Raw genomic sequence first — 20095 nt, 5'->3', positions numbered from 1 at the left:
CTACGCGATCGCCGCATAAGCGAGCCACAGCCCGCACGCACCAGCCACCGTACCGTACACGATATAGACCGGCACCTTGAGCTTGGCAAAGCACATGCACGAGAACAGCGCGGTCACCACGTACTGTGGCTGCAACGGCACGCGCTGTGCAATCCGCAATACGGCGACCGCGAGAAAGGCCGTGGTCACCGCGCGCAGAATCCGCATGCCGTGCTCGAAGCGCGGATTGGCCTTCAATTGATGCAGGTTGCGTTGCGCCAGCACGACGAGGCAGCCTGACGGCACGAACAGTGCGAGCGTGGCGATCAACGCGCCAGGCCAGCCATCGACGAGGTAGCCGAAGAACGGCACCACGTTCAGCAACGGTCCGGGCGACATCGGCGAGAGCGAGAAGGCCAGCGTGAAATCGTTATCCGATACGCCTATGCCTGGCGTGACAAAGAGCGCCTTCAACACCGGCAGCGCAGAGAAGCCACCGCCGAATAGCGTCATGCCCGCGCCTGCAAGCCGCGGCCACAGCAGCGCGAGTTCGTAGCGATGCGGGAGTGGAACGGCAAACAGAGCCAGCAGTACGCACAGGGCAGCCATCAGTTGCAGGTCGCTGCGCGCAATCGAGATATTGAGCCTCGCTTCGCGCTCGGGACTGTTGAACCAGCCCACCGCGAATGCCACGCCGAGCATCGCAACGTAAGCGGCCGGGCTGCGTGCATAGAAGAGTATGACCCAGCCGAGTAGCGCCGCGATCCACGCCACCTTGCCGCGCACGAGCGCGCGCGTCTGCTTGTACCAGGTCACCGCGATCAGCGTGCCCAGTACGACGCTAAAGTGATTGAGAAGGGTCTGCGATGCGACGGCCCGTACGAACGGCGTACGGTAGAAAATCGCGAAGAGTGTCATCAGCATGAAGAAGGGCAGCACGCTGGCGATGCCTGCGACCCATGCGCCCGCTCGTCCGCGTAACGCGTGACCTACCTGCACGGCGACGTTGCAGCCCACTGGACCGGGCACCATCCATGCCAGCGCGATCAGATCGGAGAACGCCACCCGCGACAGACGGCCTTCGCGCTCGACATAGTGGTTCTCGAGTTGCGCCATCAGCGCGAGCCCACCCCAAGAGAGCGCCGACAGGCCGCACACGACCCGGAACAGCGTCCACAACGGTTCCCGCTCTGCGCGTCCGATGGCGTCCTGGCTCGTGATCATGTACATGGCGGTCCGCACGCCGGACATTCCGGACATGCTGTCTGAGTAAGGCTGAACAGGTTGCGCGCCAAGCCTCGGCCGGAAGGCGCGTGGAATGCTTCAGTACTCTTGAATATATCTGTAAATGCGAATGTGTGCACCGCAAGGCTGTCGCGCGCGTCGGGCCGCGCCGCAGCTTAAGCCGATAGTCCGCTGGTGCTCGACGTTGTGCTGGCGTTGTCGGCAGTCGGCTCGCGGGCAATGCGCCGCTCCGGCATGCCGCAGACGCCAAAGCGATCGAGCAGTGCCGGAATGGCGTCGACGGGAACCGGCCGTGAAAACAGGAAGCCCTGCGCTTCGATATGACCGAGCGCTGCAAGCCAGGCGATCTGTTCTTCCGTCTCAGTGCCTTCCACTACCACCGTGAGCCCGAGCGAACGCGCGAGGTTGACGATGGCCGTCACCATCACGCAGACGCTGCGGTCGCCAGGAATGGCCTGCACGAACGAGCGATCGACCTTCAGCGTATCGACGGAGAAGCGGTTCAGATACGACAGCGACGAATAGCCGGTGCCGAAATCGTCCAGCGCGATGCGCACGCCGAGGCGCTTGAGCGCGAAGATTTTCTCCGAGACCAGTTCGGGATATTCCATCATCGCGGTCTCGGTAATCTCGAGTTCGAGGCGGCGGGCGGAGATGCCCGTTTCCTCGATCGCATGTGAGATGGTCTGATAGAGGTCGCCGCGCCAGAACTGCACCGCCGAGATGTTCACCGCCAGCGACAGCGTGTCATACCCCTGCTGTTGCCACAGCGCCAGTTGACGGCAGGCGGTCTCGATCACGAAGTCGCCGATCGGCACGATCAGGCCGGTCGACTCCGCCACGGGAATGAATTCATTGGCCGGAATCAGGCCATGCTGCGGATGGTTCCAGCGCACCAGCGCTTCGAAGCCAGTGATGCAGCGCCGCGTCAGGTCGATCTTCGGCTGGTATGCGAGGAACAGCTGACCTTCGGCGAGCGCCACACGCAGTTGCTGTTCCCACTTCATCAGGTGATCGGCACGATGCGACAGTTGCGGCGAATAAAACTGGTAGCAATTCTTCCCGGCGTCTTTCGCGCTGTACATCGCGAGGTCGGCTTTTTTCAGCAGGTCGATTTCGCTTTCGTTCGGCACCGAATAGAGCGCAATGCCGATGCTCGCATGCAGCACGAAGGCGCTGCCGCGCACTTCGAACGGCTTGGCGAAGACTTCGGCCGCGGCCTCCGCGAGATCGACGGCGCGCTTTTCGACGTCATCGCCTTTGATCACAACCACGAACTCGTCGCCGCCGATGCGGCTCAACGCACCGCCGTCGCCGACTGCTTCGGACAGACGCGACGCGGTCATCTGCAGCACGATGTCGCCGGCGTTGTGACCGAGCGTATCGTTGACGGTCTTGAAGTTGTCGAGGTCGATAAAGAGAATCGCGAGCCGGCCCAGGTTCGTCGGGTTGGCGACGTCGTGGCGCAAGCTCTGCAGCGTCGCATAACGGTTGCGCAGGCCGGTCAGCAGATCGTATTCGACCAGATGCGTCATCTCGCGCTCCCGGCCGAGCAGCTTGCCGATCAAACCGGTGGCCACCGCAAAGAAGCTGAGCATGGCGAGCGAAATGAAACTCGCCATCAGCAGATAGACGTCGCGGGTGTGGTTGTAGTCGGCGAACTCTTCGGCTTGCGAGAGGCCCACCAGCACGCCGAGCGGATAACCGTCGATGTGCCGGTACGAGAAGATGCGCGTGACGTTGTCGATCGAATCGACATAGGTGCCCGACACATGCTCGGAAGTTGGATACGAACCGCTGGCGGAGAACTTGCCATTGGCGGCTTCGGCGTTGCCGGTGCGGCGCGCGAGCACCGTGCCGTTGTCGGAGACCACAGCGATCACACCGTCGTGGCCGATCGCCGCATTGTTGTAGAAATCGCTCGTAAAGTAGCTCGGATCTTCGGAGACCACTACGACGCCGGCAAAAGAACCGTCCGGGTGATTGAGCCGGCGTGTCATCTGCAGCGTCCACTGTCCCGACACGCGGCCGAGCACCGGCTTGCTGATGTAGAGGTTGTCGTCGTTCTCGTGCTCATGCACCTTGAAGTGATCGCGGTCCGACAGGTCGATCTGCTTGGGATTCTGTTCGGTCGTGTTTGAAACCAGAATACCGTGCTCGTCGATGATCGAAACCTGCACCAGGGTGTCGCTCTGCACGACGCCTTTCTCAACCGTGCTGGCGAGATCGAAACGATCCGGGGTCTTCTCGAACTCGTATTTGACGAAGCGCGTGATCTGGTCGACCTGATGGATGGCCTTGACCGTATGCTGTTCGAGCGCTGCCGAGAGGATCGCGGCAGAGGCCATCGCCTCACGCGAGGTGGCGTCTTTTTCGACCGACAGGCGCGCGAAGATAACAGTCCATAACAGCACCAGCACCAGCACGCCGAGCGCAGGAATGGCGAGCAGCGCGCGCCGGCGCGGCGCGACCGCATCGGGGCGGTGTCTCGCGTCGCGCACAGCTGAGAAGCGGGGCTGACTCATCGGGAGGACCGCGCCCGTGTGCCGTTCCGCAGCGGCTTCGCATACATCGACTGCGCTGGTTTCGAGATTGGCTGCATGGTGAGCGAGGTGCCGGGACTACTGCGCAGGAGGAAAGAGCGTGGCGTGTTGCCAGATCGTCCGTAGGGCGTTGAATACGTTTCGATATTACTGAATGCCAATGGATTAAGGAAGGGGCCATGCTGCGGGTATACGCGGCCCTCGACAGGCATACGAACACAACCTCTGACGGGCGTGCAGCGGCCGTAGCAGGCGCCGCGCCGGGTAAGCGTTTTCGAAGGGTTCGTCGAGGCGAGACTGACCTCTACCCCAAAGTGCTCGCCATCCTTACAGCCGTACGACATGGAGTTGTCCTGACGAGGCGTTTTGTGGACAAGCTTGGCTCAAATGGGCGATCGCCGCTCAAGTGTTTTTTGCATGCAATATGCGCGAGGCTTTCGCGTTCCTTCGGCGCGCCGCTACGAGTCAGGGCAACCTGAACGTGCCGTCGACTACCGTGACCGCTGGTCCACCGATCCACGTCTTGCCGGCAGCGTCGTCATAGCGCACGGACACCTGGCCCGCGCGACCCAGCACGGTGCCCTGGCGGACTGTGTAGGAAGCCCCGGGCCGTCGTTGCTGCGCGCTCAATAGTCCGGCGATTGCTGCGTTCGCACTGCCGGTTACCGGGTCTTCACCCGTGCCGAGACCGCCGCCCACCATCAGGCAGCGCACTTCGAAAGTGGCGGGGCCGTCAGGATCATGTGGACCGTAGACCGCAACGCCATGGGTGCCGACCGCTTCGACGACGCGCTCGAGTGCTGCGGCATCCGGCTTGATGGCGAGACAGGCAGCGGCCGAATTCACCCGCACGACGAGCCATGGTGCACCGTTGTCGATACCACAAGGTGCCGCGCTGAAATCGATCGCATCGGTACGCAGCGCATCCGTCAAGGTTGTGTACAAGTCTGTCGGCAACGGCGTGACACGCGCGGGTGGCGCAACGAAAGCCCATGCACCGCCTGCTTGGGCGTTCAGTTCCACGAGGCCGGCACCGCATTGCTGAAACAGTTTGCCTGGCGTCCTGGGCTGATAGCCGCTTTCGAGCAAGGCATGAGCAGTGCCGATAGTCGGATGGCCCGCGAACGGCAACTCGCCTTCGACGGTGAAGATGCGTACGTGATAGTCCGCATCCGGGTGGGTCGGCTTGACGAGGAACGTGGTCTCGGACAGGTTGGTCCAGCGGGCGATGGCTTGCATCTGGGCGCCGTCGAGGTCGTCGGCCTCGAACACGACTGCAAGCGGATTACCTTTGAACGGCACCGGAGTGAAAACATCAACCTGCTTGAAGCGGACAGTGCGAGCGGACATTTGGCCTGGCGTTTGATTTATTGAGCAATTGGCTGACGCAGCGATCGATTCTACTGTGGGATCAGCCTTCGAGCCACCGGCTTCGCGTGAATTTTTGTGCAGTTTTTTGCGTGTTTTTATTGGCTCGATTGACTAGCGGCGGAACAAGCATATTGAACGGCGTCAATTGGCGAAAATGGATGGTAGCGATACGCGCGGCGCAATCGACAAAAGAAAACGCGCCGTAAGTGCGCGAGCACTTCACGGCGCGTGACAGAGCGTGGTGGGACGCTCCGGTAGCCGGACCGCTTTACTCCACTTCGGCGATCATCTCGATCTCGACGCAGGCGCCCAACGGAATCTGCGCCACACCGAACGCCGAGCGTGCATGCTTGCCGCGCTCGCCGAACACATCCGCGATCAGCTCGGACGCACCGTTGGTGACGAGATGCTGCTCGGTGAAATCGAGCGTCGAGTTCACGAGGCTCATCAGCTTGACGATCCGCTTGACGCGATTCAGGTCGCCCACGTGCGCATGCAGTGTGGCCAGCAGGTCGACGGCGATCGAGCGCGCGGCGACCTTGCCTTCTTCCGTGGTCAGGCTGTCACCGAGCTTGCCGGCCCACACCTTGCCGTCCTTCTTGGCAATGTGGCCCGACAGGTACACCGTGTTGCCGCTCTGCGCGCTCATCACGTAGGCGGCTGCGGGGGCGCCGGCGGTGGGCAGTTCGATACCCAGTTCCTTCAGCTTGTCGTACACATTTGCTTGAGTCATTGCAGGTCCTTGCTAATGAGTAAATGGGTGAATGGTGAGTGGTAAGCGGGTGACAGCCGTGGCGCTTGCCCGGCTCACGCCCGCTTGAACCCGTTCAAACGCGCGCGCGGATCAGCGCTGCGAGACGGCCTACGCCTTCGTCGATCCTGGCGGGCGGCACGGTGACGAACGACAGACGCAGCGTGTTGTGCTGCGCCTCGTCGGCATAGAACGGACCGCCCGGCACGAACGCGACATTCTGTGCAACGGCTTCCTCGAGCAGCGTCATGCTGTCGATCTGCGTGGGCAATTTCACCCACACGAACATGCCGCCTTCGGGCCGGTTCCAGCTTACGCCTTCTGGCATGTAGCGTTCGAGTGCCGCCAGCATCGCCGCGCACTGATCGCGATACAGCGCGCGGATGGTCGGCACGTGGGTGTCGAGAAAGCCGTCCTTCACCACTTCATGCACGATGCGTTGCGTGAAGCTCGGCGTGTGCAGGTCGGTGGCCTGTTTGGCCTGGACGAGCTTGAAGTGCAGTTCCTCGGGAGCAATGATGTAGCCCACGCGCAGGCCCGGGGCGAGCACCTTGGAGAACGAACCGAGATGGACGATATGGTTCGGCGCCATCGACAGCATGGTGGGCAGCGGTTCGCCAGCGTAATCGAGTGCGCCGTACGGATCGTCCTCGATGATCGGGAACGGCGCGCGCGGCGCCAGTTCGGCGAGGGCGCGGCGGCGCTCGAGCGGTAGACGGCGGCCAGTCGGATTCTGGAAATTCGGCTGCGTGTACAGGAGGCGTGCACCGGCCGTCAGCTCGGGCGTGAGCGCCGAGGGGATCAAACCGTTGTCGTCAGTCGCGACCTGGACGTAGCGCGGCTCGTACATTGAAAACGATTGCAACGCGCCGAGATACGTCGGTGTTTCGACCAGCACCGGACTGTCTGGGCAAACCAGCACCTTGCCGAGCAGATCGAGCGCTTGCTGCGAACCGGTGGTGACGAGCACCTGCGAGGCGCGGATTTGCGCGCCGTTGACCGAGTGGCGTGCGGCGATCCATTCGCGCAGCGGCAGGTAGCCTTCGGTTGCACTGTATTGCAGCGCCGCGGCGGGCGAATCGCGCAGGATCCGGTCCGATGCCTCACGCATTCTTTCTGCAGGGAAGGTGGCCGGGGACGGCAGGCCGCCCGCGAACGAGATGACTTCGGGCCGTTCGGTGACCTTCAGGATTTCGCGAATCGCCGAGCTGGTGAGCTTGCGTGCGCGTTCGGAAAGTTGCCACGTGGGGGCTTGAAGGTCGCTATGGTCCATGTTGTCCTCGACAGGTGTTGCTGGATCGGATTCGTCAAAAGCTTCGATTATCGCGCGAGTGGCCTTGCCACGGGCGCGTCGCAAGGCGCACTGCGCCTTGGTTTGCTGCGGCGAGCGGCGCGCTCGCGTCAATGCTCGTGCAACTATTTCAGGGTGCGCAGGCCGTTCGGGGTTTCGATTTCGGCCACTAGCGTTGCGGTCTCGACCGTACCTTCGCCGTCACCTTTGCCCTCGGCAATGTCCGGCGCCGACAGGGCGATCAGGTGTGCCGCGCCGAGCCAGCGCAGGTGGGCCGCCACGGTCTCCGCCTGCGGGTGAATGCCCTTGAGCGACTTCAGCGCCAGTCCGGTTTCCGGCAACACGTCCGAAGGGTGCTGCGGCGTGTCCCACTGAATCAGCGTCGGCACGATGCCGTCGCCGGCGCCTTGCCAGCCTGGGAACGCACCGTCGTCCGGCACTGACAGCCCCCAGGTGAACACACCGCGACTCATTGGCACGACCGGCGGGATCCGCTGCGGATACTGCGCCTGCCAGCGCGGCAGGTCCTTCGGCCGCTCGACACGCACGACCCAATGCGACAGATAGGGGCCACTGGCGAGGCGCTCGTGGGTCGCCGCGGCATCGAGCGCGAACAGGCGCGGGCGGGCGTCGGCGCCGCTGGCGGGAGCCTCGGCGTCCGGATGGACTGCAATCACCTCGAGATACACGCCGTCCCACAGATTCAGCAGCCGGTTGTGAGTGCGCATCAGCGGATGTGCGCCGCCGCCGGCCGGCTCCACGCCAAGCGTGTCGGCGACATACTGGGTGCCCTCGTCGAGCGTGCGGGCGGAAATCACGAGGTGGTCGATTCGAAGCGTGTGTGCGGTCATGGCGATGTACAAAACGGATTCTGCGCTGGGGCCGGCGGACCCGCGGGAAGGCAGGCGGTGTGCCGGGGCCGTAAGCATAACCGTTTGCTGGCGCGGGTTGGCCCTTCAGCCCAAATGTAGCGTTGCCCACCTGCACAGTAACGGTACAATCGTCCCGATAGTGTTCGGTACAGTTGGAGCCTCCTATGTCTGCCGCGCTCGACCAGATTCCCGCCCCGCACGACGCGTCTTCGTTGACGCTCGTCGATCAGCTCGTCCAGTGGGCACGCCGCCGCATTGAGGAACGCGTGTTCCGCGCCGGCATGCGCATGCCGTCCATCCGCAAGCTCGCGCTGGACAAGGGCGTGTCGCGCTTTACGGTGGTGGAGGCCTACGAGCGGCTCGTCGCCCAAGGCTACCTCGATTCGCGGCGCGGCTCCGGTTTCTACGTGCGCGAACGTCTGGCCGCTCCCATGCCCGGCGAGCGCCGTCAGAACCCCGAAGCCGCGCCCGCCACGAAGACGATCGACGTCGTCTGGCTCCTGCGCAACATGCTCCAGACTTCGACCAGGCCGGAACGCGGCCCCGGTCTCGGCTTCCTGCCGAGCCGCTGGCTCGACGGCGAACTGATCACTGGCGCGCTGCGCACGCTGGGCCGGCAAAGCGGCGCCCAGATGCTCAGTTTCGGCACGCCGCAAGGCTTCCTGCCGCTGCGTCAGCAGTTGCAGACCCGGCTCGAGGAGCTGGAAATCGGCGCGTCGCCGGATCAGATCGTACTCGCCTCGGGCATCACCCAGGCGATCGACCTGATCTCACGCATTTTTGTGCAGCCCGGCGACGCGGTGATTGTCGGCGACCCGGCCTGGTTCCAGATGTTCGGCCGCTTTGTCTCGCAAGGCGCGCACCTCGTCGGCATGCCGTACACACCGGACGGGCCGGATCTGGATGCGTTCGAAACGCTGGTGCAGATGTGGCGCCCGAAAATGCTGGTGATCAACTCGGTGCTGCAGAATCCGACCGGCACCTCGCTCACCGCTGCGCAGGCCTTCCGCATCCTGCGGCTCGCGGAAGAATACGATTTCATCGTCGTCGAGGACGATGTCTACGGCGATCTTTGCCCGCCCGGTTATCCGGCTACGCGGCTTGCGAGCCTCGACCAGTTAAAGCGCGTGATCTACCTCGGCAGCTTTTCGAAGACGCTGGCGGCCAATCTGCGGGTCGGTTTCATCGCCTGTTCGCCGGAGGTCGCGAAGGCCGTCACGGACCAGAAAATGCTGGTCGGCATGACGAGTCCCGAGCTCAACGAGCGCGTGCTGTACAAGATCCTCACCGAAGGCCACTACCGGCGTCACGTGGAACGGCTGCGGGCGCGCCTCGACGGCGTGCGCGACAAGTCCGCGCGGATGCTCGAGAAGACAGGGATGAAGCTGTTCCAGACACCCGGCGCGGGCATCTTCCTGTGGGCCGATACTGGCGTCGACTCGGACGTGCTTGCCGCCGCCGCGCATGAGGCCGGCTTTCTGCTGACGCCGGGCAGCCTGTTTTCGCCGCAGCAGTCGCCGTCGAGCTGGACCCGCTTTAACGTCGCCAATTGCGGCGATCCGGCGCTGCCGGCCTTCCTGTGCCGCTATCTGGATGGCGTCGCGCGGCGCGCCTCTTGAAATCGTGGCGATAGTACCCAATTAGCCCCCGATCCGAATCAACCGCAACAGAGAAAGGAAGTCCGACCATGGCACAAGAAACCATGAGCTTTCAGGCAGAAGTGAAACAGCTTCTGCAACTGATGATTCATTCGCTGTACAGCAACAAGGAAATTTTTCTGCGTGAGCTGATTTCGAACGCCTCGGATGCTGCCGACAAGCTGCGTTTCGAAGCGATCGGAAACAACGCGCTCTACGAAAACGACCCGAATCTGCGGATTCGTATTTCGTACGACAAGGCCGCCCGCACCGTCACGATCGACGACAACGGCATCGGCATGAGCCGCGACGAAGCGGTCTCGCATCTGGGCACGATCGCGCGCTCGGGCACCAAGGAATTCTTCGGCAAGCTCTCCGGCGATCAGCAAAAAGACGCGGCATTGATTGGCCAGTTCGGCGTGGGTTTCTACTCGGGCTTTATCGTCGCCGACAAGATTACCGTCGAAACGCGCCGTGCCGGTTTGTCGGCGGCCGAGGGCGTGCGCTGGGAAAGCGCCGGTGAAGGCGATTTCGCAGTGGAGACGATCGAGCGCGCGCAGCGCGGCACGACCATCACGCTGCATTTGCGCCCCGAAGAAGACGAACTGCTGTCGTCGCACCGTCTGAAGTCGATCATCCAGAAGTATTCGGACCACGTCGCGCTGCCCATCCTGATGCAGAAGGAAGAATGGGATGCGGAAAAGAGCGAGATGGTCACGAAGGACGAGGACGAGACCGTCAACCAGGCGAGCGCGCTGTGGACCCGTTCCAAGAGCGACATCACCGACGAGCAGTACAAGCAGTTCTATCAGCATCTGTCGCACGACCATCAGGAGCCGCTGACGTGGACGCATAACCGCGTCGAAGGCCGCAGCGAATATACTCAACTGCTGTACGTGCCGAGCGCGGCGCCCTTCGACATGTGGAACCGCGATCATCGCGGCGGGCTGAAGCTGTATGTGAAGCGCGTCTTCATCATGGACGATGCCGAGCAACTGCTGCCCACGTATCTGCGTTTCATCAAGGGCGTGGTCGACTCGAGCGATCTGCCGCTGAACGTGTCGCGTGAAATCCTTCAGGAAAGCCGCGATGTGAAGGCGATCCGCGAAGGCGTGACCAAGCGTTCGCTGTCGATGCTCGAAGATCTGGCAAACGCCGATAACGACGCCGACAAGCAAAAGTATGCGACGTTCTGGAAGGAATTCGGTCAGGCGCTGAAGGAAGGCGTGGGTGAGGATTTCGCCAACAAGGACCGGATCGCCAAGCTGATCCGCTTCGCCTCGACGCATAACGAGTCGCCTGAGCAGACGGTCTCGCTGGCGGATTATGTCGCGCGCATGAAGCCCGAGCAGACCAAGATCTACTACGTGACCGCCGACACGTTCCAGGCCGCGACGCATAGCCCGCACCTCGAAGTGTTCCGCAAGAAGGGCGTGGAAGTGCTGCTGCTGACCGATCGCGTCGACGAATGGATGCTGTCGTTCCTGAATGAGTTCGACGGCAAGCCGCTGCAAAGCGTCGCGCGTGGCGACCTCGATCTGGGCGCATTGAACGACGAGGAAAAGCAGGCGCAGGAAAAGGTCAGCGAAGAGTTGAAGCCGCTCGTCGAGAAGATGAAGGAAGCGTTGAAGGACAAGGCTAAAGACGTGCGTTTGACGTTCCGCCTGACCGACTCGCCGTCCTGCCTCGTGGCCGACGATGGCGAGATGAGCGGTTACCTGCAGCGCATGCTGAAGGCCGCCGGTCAGCAGGCACCGTCGTTCCATCCGATTCTGGAAGTGAACCCAGAGCACGCGCTGGTGAAGACCCTGCATACGGATAGCGCGAACTTCGACGACTGGTGTCATCTGCTGTTCGACCAGGCCATGCTTGCAGAAGGCGGCGCGCTGGAAGATCCGGCGAGCTTCGTCAAGCGGACCAACACGCTGCTGTTGGCACGCGCAGGTTAAACGCGATCGAGACGCCGGTTTTTTAGGCGTTAGTCGTAGGTTTGAAAATAGGCTCAGGGAAATGCGCTGCTTCACGGCAGCGCATTTTTTTTGCCGATGCAGCTACTTAACTTGCAGGTGCCTGCTCGTGCCGACGAACCTGCGCGAGCACCGACCCGGCCAGTTCCCGCGCTTCCATACAGGCGTTGTGGTCGGCCAGCACTCTGGCTGCCAGGCTGCCAATAGCCGCGCTAGTCTGCTTCGCCGTGTGATGTTGCGCAAGCGCAGAACCCGCCAGTTCTTTTTCCAGATGCGATGAACTAGGCCGCGCGAGCACGACCGCAGCCAGATGCGCAATGCGATCAGATGTTTCTTTTAGGCTCTGATTCAATTTCATTTCCTTTGCGATTATTCTTAATGTGGATTAAAGGGGTGAGTCGCGTTCGGCCGAACGAAAATCAGTATGGTTTACTAACTAAAATTTATCAACGCGATTAATTTGAGATCTGAATATGAGATGCGCTAGCGCAAATTCGTCATATGCTGTGGCGCTCCGGCCCCGGACGCACGATCGATCTTGAAGGGATCTCTGTGTGTGACGGCCCGAGGTCTCATCGTCACCTTCTTCAATTTCTTCCATGTCCGAAACAAACGCAGTCACGCTGGATGATCCCGTTTATCTCGTGTGGTCCGCCCTTTGCGAGCTGGGTTTCGACGCTGCTCAGCATCGCGCAGTCGCGCTGGCGCAAGACGGTGTGACACCGCAGATTCACGCGGACCTGTGCGCGAGCGCCGGGCAATTCGAGCAGGCATATCACAGCGCCTCGCTGTCCGGCGGCGAAACCCTCAGTGGCGGCCGCTATGCGCGGCTCGCGCTGTTTGCCGATGCGCTCGGCAAGCAAGATGTCGCAAAGCGCTACAGCGAACTGGCGGTGGGGGCGCAATCCGTTGAGGCGTCGATCCAATGGATTGCGTGGCTGATCGACTCGTGCCAGGCGCATTCGGCGGCAGCGCATATGCTGCGTGCTTACGGCCGGCATGCGCCTCAAGATGGGCGTGCGCCCTGGTGGCTCGCTATTGCGCTCTCGTCGATGCCGGGTCCTGTGGCGAGTGCGGAGCGACGCGAGGCGCTCTTGCGAGCCTATGCGCTCGATCCGGCGATTCATCCCGCGCTGCCGTTGCAACTGGCGCTGGCGTATCGCGAGATTCGCGATTGGGACACGGTCGAACGTGTGTGTCGTGAGGTACTCGCGAAGCACCCTGCCGACGCGGAAATCTCCTGGCAACTGAGTCACGCGCAATGGCAGCGCAACGACGCCGCCGGCGCCGAGGCGACGATGCGCGCAGTCGATGCGGCAGCGCCCGGCAATGCGGCCGTTCTCGCCGCCATTGGTCAGTACCTCGCCGAGCAGGCGCGCTACGATGAAAGTGAAGCAATGCTACATGCCTCGCTTGCGCTGGACCCGGATGCCGCCTTGCCTGCCGTCGATCTGGCCGACCTGGAGTTGCGCCGAGGCGACTGGTCGGCAGCGTGGCCGCGTTTCGAAGCGCGCTTGAAACGCGACGATCGTGAGGTGAACAACATCGTTGCCTTGATGGCGAACCTGTGTCCGCGCTGGCGTGGCGAACCGCTCGCGGGCAAGACGCTCGTCGTGCATAGCGAGCAGGGCAATGGCGACGATATCCAGATGGTGCGGTTTCTCCCGGAGCTGGCAGCGCGCGTACACGACGAAGGCGGCCGGTTGGTGCTGGCAGTGCGGCGGGCGCTCGCGCCGTTGTTCCGGCGTTTTTATGCCGATTGCGTTTCGATCGAAGAGGGTCCGCTCGGCAAGCCCGACTTCGGTTTGCCGATGATGAGCTTGCCGCTCACGCTCGGTTTGCAACTGGACCAGGTGCGCGGTGGGGCTTACTTGCAGGCGGATCCGCAGCGACTGGCGCATTGGCAGAAGAAGGTGAGGGTGGACGATGCGCCTTCGCCCTTGCTGCACGTTGGGCTCGTCTGGTCCGGCAGTCCGACGCACCGCCGCGACGCAAAGCGTTCGATTCCTCTTGCATCACTGGCGCCGGTTCTCGCGCTGCCGGGCGTCGTGTTCTATCCGCTCACGCCGGGGCTGAGTGCAGATGTAGCAGCCATGACAGCGCAGGGCTATCGCGTGCGTGATCTCACTGGGCGCTACGAGGCTGGCTTCGATGACGTTGCCGCACTTGTCGCTGCACTCGATGCTGTGGTGACTGTCGACAGTGCGCCGTTGCATCTGGGCGGCTCGTTAGGCCGTCCGGTACTGGCAATGCTCGATCATGTCTCGCACTGGTGCTGGGGCAACGCGGAAACGCAGCCCTGGTACGACTCGGTTCAGCTCTACAGGCAGCCCGAACCTGGCGCGTGGGCGACGGTGGTCGAGCGGGTGGCGGCACGCTTGCGAACGATGGTGGAGCATGGAAGAACTCGACACGCTGATTGCTCGCGCTGACACCTATCTGGCAGCACATCAGACAAACCAGTCGATACAGCCATACCAGCACGCCGATGCGCTCGAGCGGTTGGCCCACGCATTGAACAGCGTCCACTGCTTCAGGGACGCCATCAACGTAGCGCGCGAGGAGCTCGCTGCCTAGCGTCCCATCAACGTATCCATTGTCTCGCCATGCACGAGGATCTCGGTGCGCCGGTTCAGCGCGCGTCCCTCAGGCGTATCGTTGCTGGCTACGGGATTGTTGTAGGCGTTGCCCTTGGTGCGGATGCGCTCCGTGGCCACGCCGCGTGCCACCAGCGCATAACCCACCGCTGTGGCGCGTGCTTCCGACAGTTGCTGGTTGTACTCGAGCGTGCCGACGTTGTCGGTGTACCCTTCGACGAGGATCGGCTTCTTGCTGCGATTGAGCAAGACCGCCGAACGGTTGATGACTGCAGCCGCGTCGGGACGTATCTCCGACTTGCCGAAGTCGAACAGCGCAGTCTCAGGCAGTTTGACGGAGACGCCGCCGGCAACCGGTTTCACCTCGATGCCCACAGCCTGATTCAACGATGTCTCTTTGGCCCGATCCAGCGGCGCGGCGCAACCGGCCAAAACCAGCGCGGCCATGGCGCACGCGCTTGCACTCAGGAATCTTCTCATCTCTAGTCTTCTCCTTTGGTATCTGATCACATGGCGCGTCCGCGACACATGGAAGAGCGGACCGCCGACTTCGTAACGCAGCGATCTTTTATCGTGCGGGGCGGTGAACGGAGAATCGGAACAGTCCGAAAGCCGGAGATGGGTTGACGCAGGTCAGTCTGGAAGCGAGGTGGTGGGGAACCTTGTAAGCTGCGCGCTGAAAGGCGTATCCCTACACGGCGCCGTTATAATCCGACACCATGGCTATCCGTTTCAATGCCGCTGACGCCCATTGGCGCGTCGCGCCCTTACCCGGTTTCAGCCGGGACCAGAAAGACTGGCTCACCCGCGGTGGCTCGCTCACCGCGCATCTGCGCACGCTCGGCGCCGTTGCGGTGCGGGTCACACGCGAAGCGGTGGCGCTGCCATGGGCCGATGAGTGCGACGCACTTGGCGTCGAGTGCCGCGCACCGGTGTGGGTCCGTGAGGTGGTGTTGTCAGTGGACGGTACGCCGTTCGTCGCGGCGCATAGCATTGCGCCACTGGCCGCGAGCGTTGGCGTCTGGCAGGCCATGCGCAAGTTGCGCACGCGGCCGCTGGCCGAACTGCTCTACAGCGATAGCAGCGTCGCGCGTTCGGCGCTAGTGAGCCGCAGGCTCACAGCGCGTCATCCGCTGTATCGGCTGGCTGCGCGCGAGATTGGTGAGGGGCATCGGCATCCGCAGGCGCTGGTTGCGCGCCGCTCGGTGTTCGAGCGCCATGGCGCGCCGCTGATGGTCACCGAGTGCATGTTGCCCGCCTTGTGGACACATCTGGTGTCTTCCAAGGCCGAATTGTCTGGGCATGAACCGCAGCGCATCCACGTGCGCGAACACGGCCGGCCGCTTGAGCACACCGCGTCGCGTGCCCATCCGGTGCAGCGCGAAACCCGCAAGGGGTAGCTTGCATGACGACGCAAAAGCGCTGCTTTCCTCCCGTCGTGGATGCCAATACGAGAGTCCTGGTTCTAGGTAGTCTGCCGGGCGAAGTCTCGCTTGCGCAATCGCAGTACTACGCGCACAAGCAGAACCGCTTCTGGCATCTGATCGGCGACGTGATTGGCGAGGAGGTTCACAGCCTCGATTACCTCGCGCGTCTGCAGACGCTGCTGCGTCATCGCGTCGGTCTCTGGGACGTCGTCGCGGAGGCGCAGCGCGAGGGAAGCCTTGATAGCCGGATCCGCAACCATGCCAGCAACGACCTGACGGCACTCGTTGAATCGCTGCCTCATCTCGTTGCGGTCGCGTTCAACGGCGGCACGGCTGCGCGACTCGGCATGCGAGCACTACTCGGCGCAGCCGGCAAGGTGGAGTTCATCAGCCTTCCTTCGAGCAGCCCCGCCTACACCGTGCCTTATACGGACAAGCTCAAGGCATGGGAAGCGTTGCGCGGCTGGCTGGTCGAGCCGTCCTCGCCCAAGGTCGTGCAGAGCGGTCGTACCTAGCCGGCCGCACCTAGCCTACACCCCGAGTTTCGCCAACTCGCCATACACGCGCTGCAGCCATATCTTCACGCGTTGCCGCTCCAGCAGACCAAGCCCTGTAGCGGCGCGGTCCGGATGATTGACCGCGGCCCAAAAGCTCGTGCTCTGCTGATCGATCTTCTGCATGGTCGTATCGGGCAGATGACGCAGGGTGATCACGCTGGCGCCCAATGCCTCGGCCCGTGCGCGTTCGCCGGATGCTTCCAGAATCTCGAAGCGATCGCCACGCACTTCGTTCAGAACGATCACCAGCTTGAGACGCCCGCCGAACTGGTCGAGCCATTGCCGCAGCAGATCGACCGAATCGCGGCCGCTATCCATCACATGCCACCACGTCAGCGTGAGGCCACTTTCTTCGGCCACGGTTAGCACGTCTGAATCGTCGAGCCATTTGGCGAGCGGCTGTTGTGTCTGGGCGGCGAGGTCCACCAGAATGCGCCGCTGCGGATCTTCGAGTGCGGCTTCCATCACGGGATCGAGGCTGTCATGCCGGTCCAGCACCGCGGGCGCTGCGTAATCGCCATAGAAGCGCAGCAACGCGCCATGCGAGCGGTCGGTGTCGAAGCCCAGAAACGGCACGTTGGTGTCGATGAAGTACTGCGCCAGCACGCGCGCGACGAGCGATTTGCCCACGCCGCCTTTTTCTCCGCCAATGAAGTGGATGTTGCTCATACTCGAGGATCCTTTGTGGTGGTGTGAGTCTGTCCTGACGACCGTATCAGGCTTCGATGACGGCGCGGCGAAATAAAGTTTCAAGTAATGTAAAGGCCGGATAGCGTGCGGGAAAGCAGATTGCGAACTGGCCGCACACGCTCTGCAAACAGGGTACATGGAAAAGAAATTCGGGTGCTGCGAATGCTATGCTCTCGTTCGACCAAAATATTGCGTCTCTGGCGCGACATCCTCACATGACGAAACTGATCAAGCGCGCTTCGGCCGAGGCCCGTGCATTCCGCAACCGGGAAGCCGAATCGGTCGCCACCCGGCAGAAAACTTTGCGGACAGGCAAGCGCGCGCAACGCGACGAAGACCTTGATGACGCGCCGCAAATCGAAGCGCCACGCAAGCCGCGTTTTGCCCCGGTGACGTTCTCGGAGGAAAGCGGCGTGCGCTATCTGCATTTCGGCACGGAGTGGGTGCAGGGCGCGATGCGTCTGCGCAAGCCCGATCACATCGAACTCGAATACGCGCAGCAGATGATGGCCTGGCTGCTGTTCCTCGAAGCGCCGAAGCGTATCGTACAACTTGGGCTGGGCGCGGCGGCGCTGACCAAGTTTGCGTATCGCTTCCTGAAGAGCTCGAACGTCGAAGCGGTCGAACTGAATCCGGCCGTGGTAATCGCCGCGCGCACGATGTTCCAGCTGCCGTCCGACGATGCCCGTCTTACCGTGCATGAAACCGATGCGTGGGACTTCGTCAACGATCGCACGAACCACGGCACCATCGGCGCGCTGCAGATCGACGTCTACGATGCGACAGCACGCGGTCCGGTGCTCGACAGCGTGGCGTTCTATCGCGCGGTGCGTGCGTGTCTGACGGACGCGGGCCTCGTAACGGTGAACCTGTTCGGGGATCATCCGAGCTTCGTGCGCAACATGAAACGTATGAACGAGGCCTTCGATGGCCGTGTGGTCGCGCTGCCCGAAGTGCATGACGGCAACCGCGTGGCGATTGCGTTTTCGGGCCCGGCACTTGATGTGCCGTTCACGACGCTCGAAGCGCGCGCCAGGCTGATTGAAGCCGAACTCGGCTTGCCCGCGCGTCAGTGGATCAAGGGTCTGCGGGAATCGACCGGGCAACACGGCGGGTCGTTCTCAATTTAGGCGGATGAGGCAAGCAGGCGTTGCGTCGGGGTCGCCCCGGCTTGACCGTACCTTTGCGACTCCTATACTCTTTCATTGCTTTCGGGTCGCCCGTGGCTTCTCCGGTATGGGGTTCATTGCCCGTCAACCACGGGACGCAAGTCAATAAAAGGAAAGAGGAGACGTCATGGCTCACGACGCCGACGCCAACAGAGCCAGCAAGCGCTGGCTCTGGTTGCTGTTGCTTCCCTGGATCGCGATGATCTGGGTGCCGTCATATAACAAGGTTGAACCGCAGCTGTTCGATTTCCCGTTCTTCTACTGGTATCAGCTGCTGTGGGTGCTGATCAGCGCGGTCATCACGGCGCTCGTCTACTTCAAGACCAAGCGGCGCGCACCGGATAGCTCGCAAGGGGGCGTTCAATGAATCCCGTCGCCACCTTTGTCTTTGTCCTGTTCTTCATCGGCGTCACGATTCTCGGCTTTATCGCGGCTCACTGGCGGCGCGGCGATCTCGCGCATCTCGAAGAGTGGGGCCTCGGCGGCCGGCGCTTCGGTACCATCGTGACGTGGTTCCTGCTGGGCGGCGACCTGTACACCGCCTACACCTTCGTCGCGGTGCCGGCGCTTGTGTTCGGCGCGGGCGCGACCGGCTTCTTCGCACTGCCTTACACGATCCTGATCTATCCGTTTGCTTTCGTCGTGTTCCCGAAGCTGTGGAGCATTGCGAAACGTCACGGCTACGTGACGTCCGCGGACTTCGTCAACGCGCGCTATGGCAGCCGAATGCTTGCACTGGCAGTCGCCTTGACCGGTATCGTCGCCACCATGCCGTATATCGCGTTGCAGCTGGTCGGTATCGAGGTGGTGATCGGCGCGCTCGGTTTCGACACCAGCGGATTTGTCGGCGATCTGCCGCTCATCATCGCCTTCGCGATTCTGGCGGCCTACACGTACACGTCGGGATTGCGTGCGCCGGCCATGATCGCGGTGGTCAAAGACGTGTTGATCTACGTCACGATCGCAGCTGCGGTAATCGTGATTCCGCCGCAACTAGGCGGCTTCGGGCACATCTTCGCCGCGGTGCCGCCGGCCAAGCTGCTGTTGAAGGCGCCTGACGTGTCGAACCTGAACGGCTACAGCGCTTATGCCACGCTGGCGGTCGGCTCGGCGCTGGCGCTGTTCCTCTACCCGCACTCGATTACGGCGGTGCTGTCCTCGAAATCGGGCAACACGATCCGCCGCAATATGGCGATGCTGCCGGCCTATTCGCTGGTGCTCGGCCTGCTCGCGCTGCTCGGCTTCATGGCGCTGGCGGCGGGCGTGAAGGACATGCCGGAATTCGCCCCGTACTTCAAGGCCTTCGGCCCGAACTTCGCGGTGCCGGCGCTGTTCCTGCATTTCTTCCCGGCGTGGTTCGTCGGGGTGGCGTTCGCGGCGATCGGTATCGGCGCTCTGGTGCCGGCGGCGATCATGTCGATTGCGGCGGCCAATCTGTACACACGCAATATCCACAAGGAGTTCATCAACCGCCATATGACGGGTGAGCAGGAAACCAACATTGCCAAGCTGGTTTCGCTGCTCGTCAAGGTGGGCGCGGTGGCGTTCATTCTCGGCTTGCCGCTCACGTATGCGATCCAGTTGCAGTTGCTGGGCGGCATCTGGATCATCCAGACGCTGCCGTCGATCGTGCTGGGTCTCTACACGCGCATGCTCGACTATCGCGGCCTGCTGCTCGGGTGGGCCGTCGGTATTGCAACCGGGACGTGGATGGCGATCTCGCTGAAACTCGCCGGTTCGATCTTCACGATCCACCTGTTCGGCCTTGCGATTCCCGGCTACGCGGCGGTGTGGTCGCTGATCGTGAACCTGGTGGTGTCGGTGGTGGTGAGCCTGCTGGTGCGCGCCATCGGCATGAAGCACGCCGAAGATCGCACCAACCCGGAAGACTATCTGGACGTCGTCGAAAGCTGATCCTCCGAAGCCATCGTCCGAAAGCGCCCGCAACGAAAAATTGCGGGCGTTTTGCATTTTGGTGCAGGATAGCTACATCGCAGCT

Annotated in this window: 18 protein-coding genes; 9 read left to right on the top strand and 9 right to left on the bottom strand. The window is 62.5% G+C overall.

The features are described 5' to 3' along the window. The 6 genes from BUS06_RS17595 to BUS06_RS17570 all read right to left on the bottom strand — a co-directional run bounded on the left by BUS06_RS17595 (window position 1) and on the right by BUS06_RS17570 (window position 8031). Window positions 1-1209, bottom strand: a complete 1209-nt coding sequence (locus BUS06_RS17595; protein ID WP_074265418.1) for a chromate transporter — start codon at window positions 1207-1209, stop codon at window positions 1-3. Window positions 1210-1379: 170 nt separating this feature from the next. Next, window positions 1380-3749, bottom strand: coding sequence for a bifunctional diguanylate cyclase/phosphodiesterase (locus tag BUS06_RS17590; protein ID WP_074265417.1), 2370 nt, complete (start codon window positions 3747-3749; stop codon window positions 1380-1382). A 483-nt stretch (window positions 3750-4232) separates the two neighbouring features. Next, window positions 4233-5117: a PhzF family phenazine biosynthesis protein gene (locus BUS06_RS17585; protein ID WP_074265416.1), complete on the bottom strand. Its 885-nt coding sequence runs from the start codon at window positions 5115-5117 to the stop codon at window positions 4233-4235. A 289-nt stretch (window positions 5118-5406) separates the two neighbouring features. Further along, window positions 5407-5871 (bottom strand): RidA family protein, encoded by a 465-nt coding sequence (locus BUS06_RS17580; protein WP_074265415.1) that lies wholly within the window; start codon window positions 5869-5871, stop codon window positions 5407-5409. Between the two features lie 94 nt (window positions 5872-5965). Then, window positions 5966-7162, bottom strand: coding sequence for an aminotransferase-like domain-containing protein (locus BUS06_RS17575; RefSeq protein ID WP_074266165.1), 1197 nt, complete (start codon window positions 7160-7162; stop codon window positions 5966-5968). A 143-nt stretch (window positions 7163-7305) separates the two neighbouring features. Continuing rightward, on the bottom strand, window positions 7306-8031 hold the full coding sequence (locus tag BUS06_RS17570) for a VOC family protein (protein ID WP_074266164.1): 726 nt from the start codon (window positions 8029-8031) through the stop codon (window positions 7306-7308). Window positions 8032-8216: 185 nt separating this feature from the next. On the opposite strand from BUS06_RS17570, the gene BUS06_RS17565 reads away from it, so the two are divergent. Continuing rightward, on the top strand, window positions 8217-9671 hold the full coding sequence (locus BUS06_RS17565; protein WP_074265414.1) for an aminotransferase-like domain-containing protein: 1455 nt from the start codon (window positions 8217-8219) through the stop codon (window positions 9669-9671). Window positions 9672-9739: 68 nt separating this feature from the next. Next, on the top strand, window positions 9740-11638 hold the full coding sequence (gene htpG, locus BUS06_RS17560; protein WP_074265413.1) for a molecular chaperone HtpG: 1899 nt from the start codon (window positions 9740-9742) through the stop codon (window positions 11636-11638). A 106-nt stretch (window positions 11639-11744) separates the two neighbouring features. On the opposite strand, the gene BUS06_RS17555 is transcribed toward htpG, so the two are convergent. Then, complete coding sequence (locus BUS06_RS17555) at window positions 11745-12014, bottom strand: hypothetical protein (RefSeq protein ID WP_074265412.1); 270 nt, start codon at window positions 12012-12014, stop codon at window positions 11745-11747. Between the two features lie 241 nt (window positions 12015-12255). Between BUS06_RS17555 and BUS06_RS17550 the strand changes: the two genes are divergently transcribed. Both BUS06_RS17550 and BUS06_RS17545 read left to right on the top strand, forming a co-directional pair. Beyond that, on the top strand, window positions 12256-14088 hold the full coding sequence (locus BUS06_RS17550) for a tetratricopeptide repeat protein (protein ID WP_074265411.1): 1833 nt from the start codon (window positions 12256-12258) through the stop codon (window positions 14086-14088). Next, window positions 14054-14233 carry a hypothetical protein gene (locus BUS06_RS17545; RefSeq protein ID WP_074265410.1) on the top strand — a complete coding sequence of 60 codons (180 nt, stop codon included), beginning with the start codon at window positions 14054-14056 and terminating at the stop codon, window positions 14231-14233. Before BUS06_RS17550 ends, BUS06_RS17545 begins: the two co-directional genes overlap by 35 nt. Here BUS06_RS17545 and BUS06_RS17540 read toward each other — a convergent pair. Further along, the gene (locus BUS06_RS17540; protein ID WP_074265409.1) at window positions 14230-14733 is read right to left on the bottom strand and encodes an OmpA family protein; all 504 of its coding nucleotides are present in this window, start codon (window positions 14731-14733) and stop codon (window positions 14230-14232) included. The two genes, BUS06_RS17545 and BUS06_RS17540, sit on opposite strands and share 4 nt — an antisense overlap. Window positions 14734-14972: 239 nt before the next feature. On the opposite strand from BUS06_RS17540, the gene BUS06_RS17535 reads away from it, so the two are divergent. Both BUS06_RS17535 and BUS06_RS17530 read left to right on the top strand, forming a co-directional pair. After that, window positions 14973-15653: a chorismate--pyruvate lyase family protein gene (locus BUS06_RS17535; protein ID WP_074265408.1), complete on the top strand. Its 681-nt coding sequence runs from the start codon at window positions 14973-14975 to the stop codon at window positions 15651-15653. Window positions 15654-15658: 5 nt separating this feature from the next. Beyond that, entirely contained in the window at window positions 15659-16195 is a 537-nt protein-coding gene (locus tag BUS06_RS17530) for a DNA-deoxyinosine glycosylase (RefSeq protein WP_074265407.1), read from the top strand. Window positions 16196-16210: 15 nt separating this feature from the next. Here BUS06_RS17530 and BUS06_RS17525 read toward each other — a convergent pair whose 3' ends face one another. Then, on the bottom strand, window positions 16211-16906 hold the full coding sequence (locus BUS06_RS17525; RefSeq protein WP_074265406.1) for a P-loop NTPase family protein: 696 nt from the start codon (window positions 16904-16906) through the stop codon (window positions 16211-16213). Between the two features lie 236 nt (window positions 16907-17142). On the opposite strand from BUS06_RS17525, the gene BUS06_RS17520 reads away from it, so the two are divergent. The 3 genes from BUS06_RS17520 (at window position 17143) to mctP (ending at window position 20010) form a co-directional block, all read left to right on the top strand. After that, the gene (locus BUS06_RS17520; protein ID WP_074266163.1) at window positions 17143-18057 is read left to right on the top strand and encodes a class I SAM-dependent methyltransferase; all 915 of its coding nucleotides are present in this window, start codon (window positions 17143-17145) and stop codon (window positions 18055-18057) included. 166 nt (window positions 18058-18223) lie between these two features. Next, window positions 18224-18463 (top strand): DUF3311 domain-containing protein, encoded by a 240-nt coding sequence (locus tag BUS06_RS17515; protein ID WP_074265405.1) that lies wholly within the window; start codon window positions 18224-18226, stop codon window positions 18461-18463. Beyond that, window positions 18460-20010, top strand: a complete 1551-nt coding sequence (gene mctP / locus BUS06_RS17510; protein ID WP_074265404.1) for a monocarboxylate uptake permease MctP — start codon at window positions 18460-18462, stop codon at window positions 20008-20010. Before BUS06_RS17515 ends, mctP begins: the two co-directional genes overlap by 4 nt. The last annotated feature ends 85 nt before the right edge of the window (window positions 20011-20095 follow it).

Origin of the sequence: Paraburkholderia phenazinium (genome assembly GCF_900141745.1) — a bacterium.
GTDB lineage: Bacteria > Pseudomonadota > Gammaproteobacteria > Burkholderiales > Burkholderiaceae > Paraburkholderia > Paraburkholderia phenazinium_B.
The sequence above is the reverse complement of the archived record's forward strand: the minus strand, read 5'-3'. Positions and strand labels throughout refer to the sequence as shown.

Bases quoted from the DNA above. Each gene is read 5' to 3' on its own strand.
- BUS06_RS17515 (WP_074265405.1), top strand. From the start codon at position 18,224: ATGGCTCACGACGCCGACGCCAACAGAGCCAGCAAGCGCTGGCTCTGG.
- BUS06_RS17575 (WP_074266165.1), bottom strand. From the start codon at position 7,162: ATGGACCATAGCGACCTTCAAGCCCCCACGTGGCAACTTTCCGAACGC.
- BUS06_RS17565 (WP_074265414.1), top strand. From the start codon at position 8,217: ATGTCTGCCGCGCTCGACCAGATTCCCGCCCCGCACGACGCGTCTTCG.
- BUS06_RS17595 (WP_074265418.1), bottom strand. From the start codon at position 1,209: ATGTACATGATCACGAGCCAGGACGCCATCGGACGCGCAGAGCGGGAA.
- BUS06_RS17585 (WP_074265416.1), bottom strand. From the start codon at position 5,117: ATGTCCGCTCGCACTGTCCGCTTCAAGCAGGTTGATGTTTTCACTCCG.
- BUS06_RS17550 (WP_074265411.1), top strand. From the start codon at position 12,256: ATGTCCGAAACAAACGCAGTCACGCTGGATGATCCCGTTTATCTCGTG.
- BUS06_RS17535 (WP_074265408.1), top strand. From the start codon at position 14,973: ATGGCTATCCGTTTCAATGCCGCTGACGCCCATTGGCGCGTCGCGCCC.
- BUS06_RS17540 (WP_074265409.1), bottom strand. From the start codon at position 14,733: ATGAGAAGATTCCTGAGTGCAAGCGCGTGCGCCATGGCCGCGCTGGTT.
- BUS06_RS17555 (WP_074265412.1), bottom strand. From the start codon at position 12,014: ATGAAATTGAATCAGAGCCTAAAAGAAACATCTGATCGCATTGCGCAT.
- BUS06_RS17580 (WP_074265415.1), bottom strand. From the start codon at position 5,871: ATGACTCAAGCAAATGTGTACGACAAGCTGAAGGAACTGGGTATCGAA.
- htpG (WP_074265413.1), top strand. From the start codon at position 9,740: ATGGCACAAGAAACCATGAGCTTTCAGGCAGAAGTGAAACAGCTTCTG.
- BUS06_RS17525 (WP_074265406.1), bottom strand. From the start codon at position 16,906: ATGAGCAACATCCACTTCATTGGCGGAGAAAAAGGCGGCGTGGGCAAA.
- BUS06_RS17530 (WP_074265407.1), top strand. From the start codon at position 15,659: ATGACGACGCAAAAGCGCTGCTTTCCTCCCGTCGTGGATGCCAATACG.
- BUS06_RS17520 (WP_074266163.1), top strand. From the start codon at position 17,143: ATGACGAAACTGATCAAGCGCGCTTCGGCCGAGGCCCGTGCATTCCGC.
- mctP (WP_074265404.1), top strand. From the start codon at position 18,460: ATGAATCCCGTCGCCACCTTTGTCTTTGTCCTGTTCTTCATCGGCGTC.
- BUS06_RS17545 (WP_074265410.1), top strand. From the start codon at position 14,054: ATGGAAGAACTCGACACGCTGATTGCTCGCGCTGACACCTATCTGGCA.
- BUS06_RS17570 (WP_074266164.1), bottom strand. From the start codon at position 8,031: ATGACCGCACACACGCTTCGAATCGACCACCTCGTGATTTCCGCCCGC.
- BUS06_RS17590 (WP_074265417.1), bottom strand. From the start codon at position 3,749: ATGAGTCAGCCCCGCTTCTCAGCTGTGCGCGACGCGAGACACCGCCCC.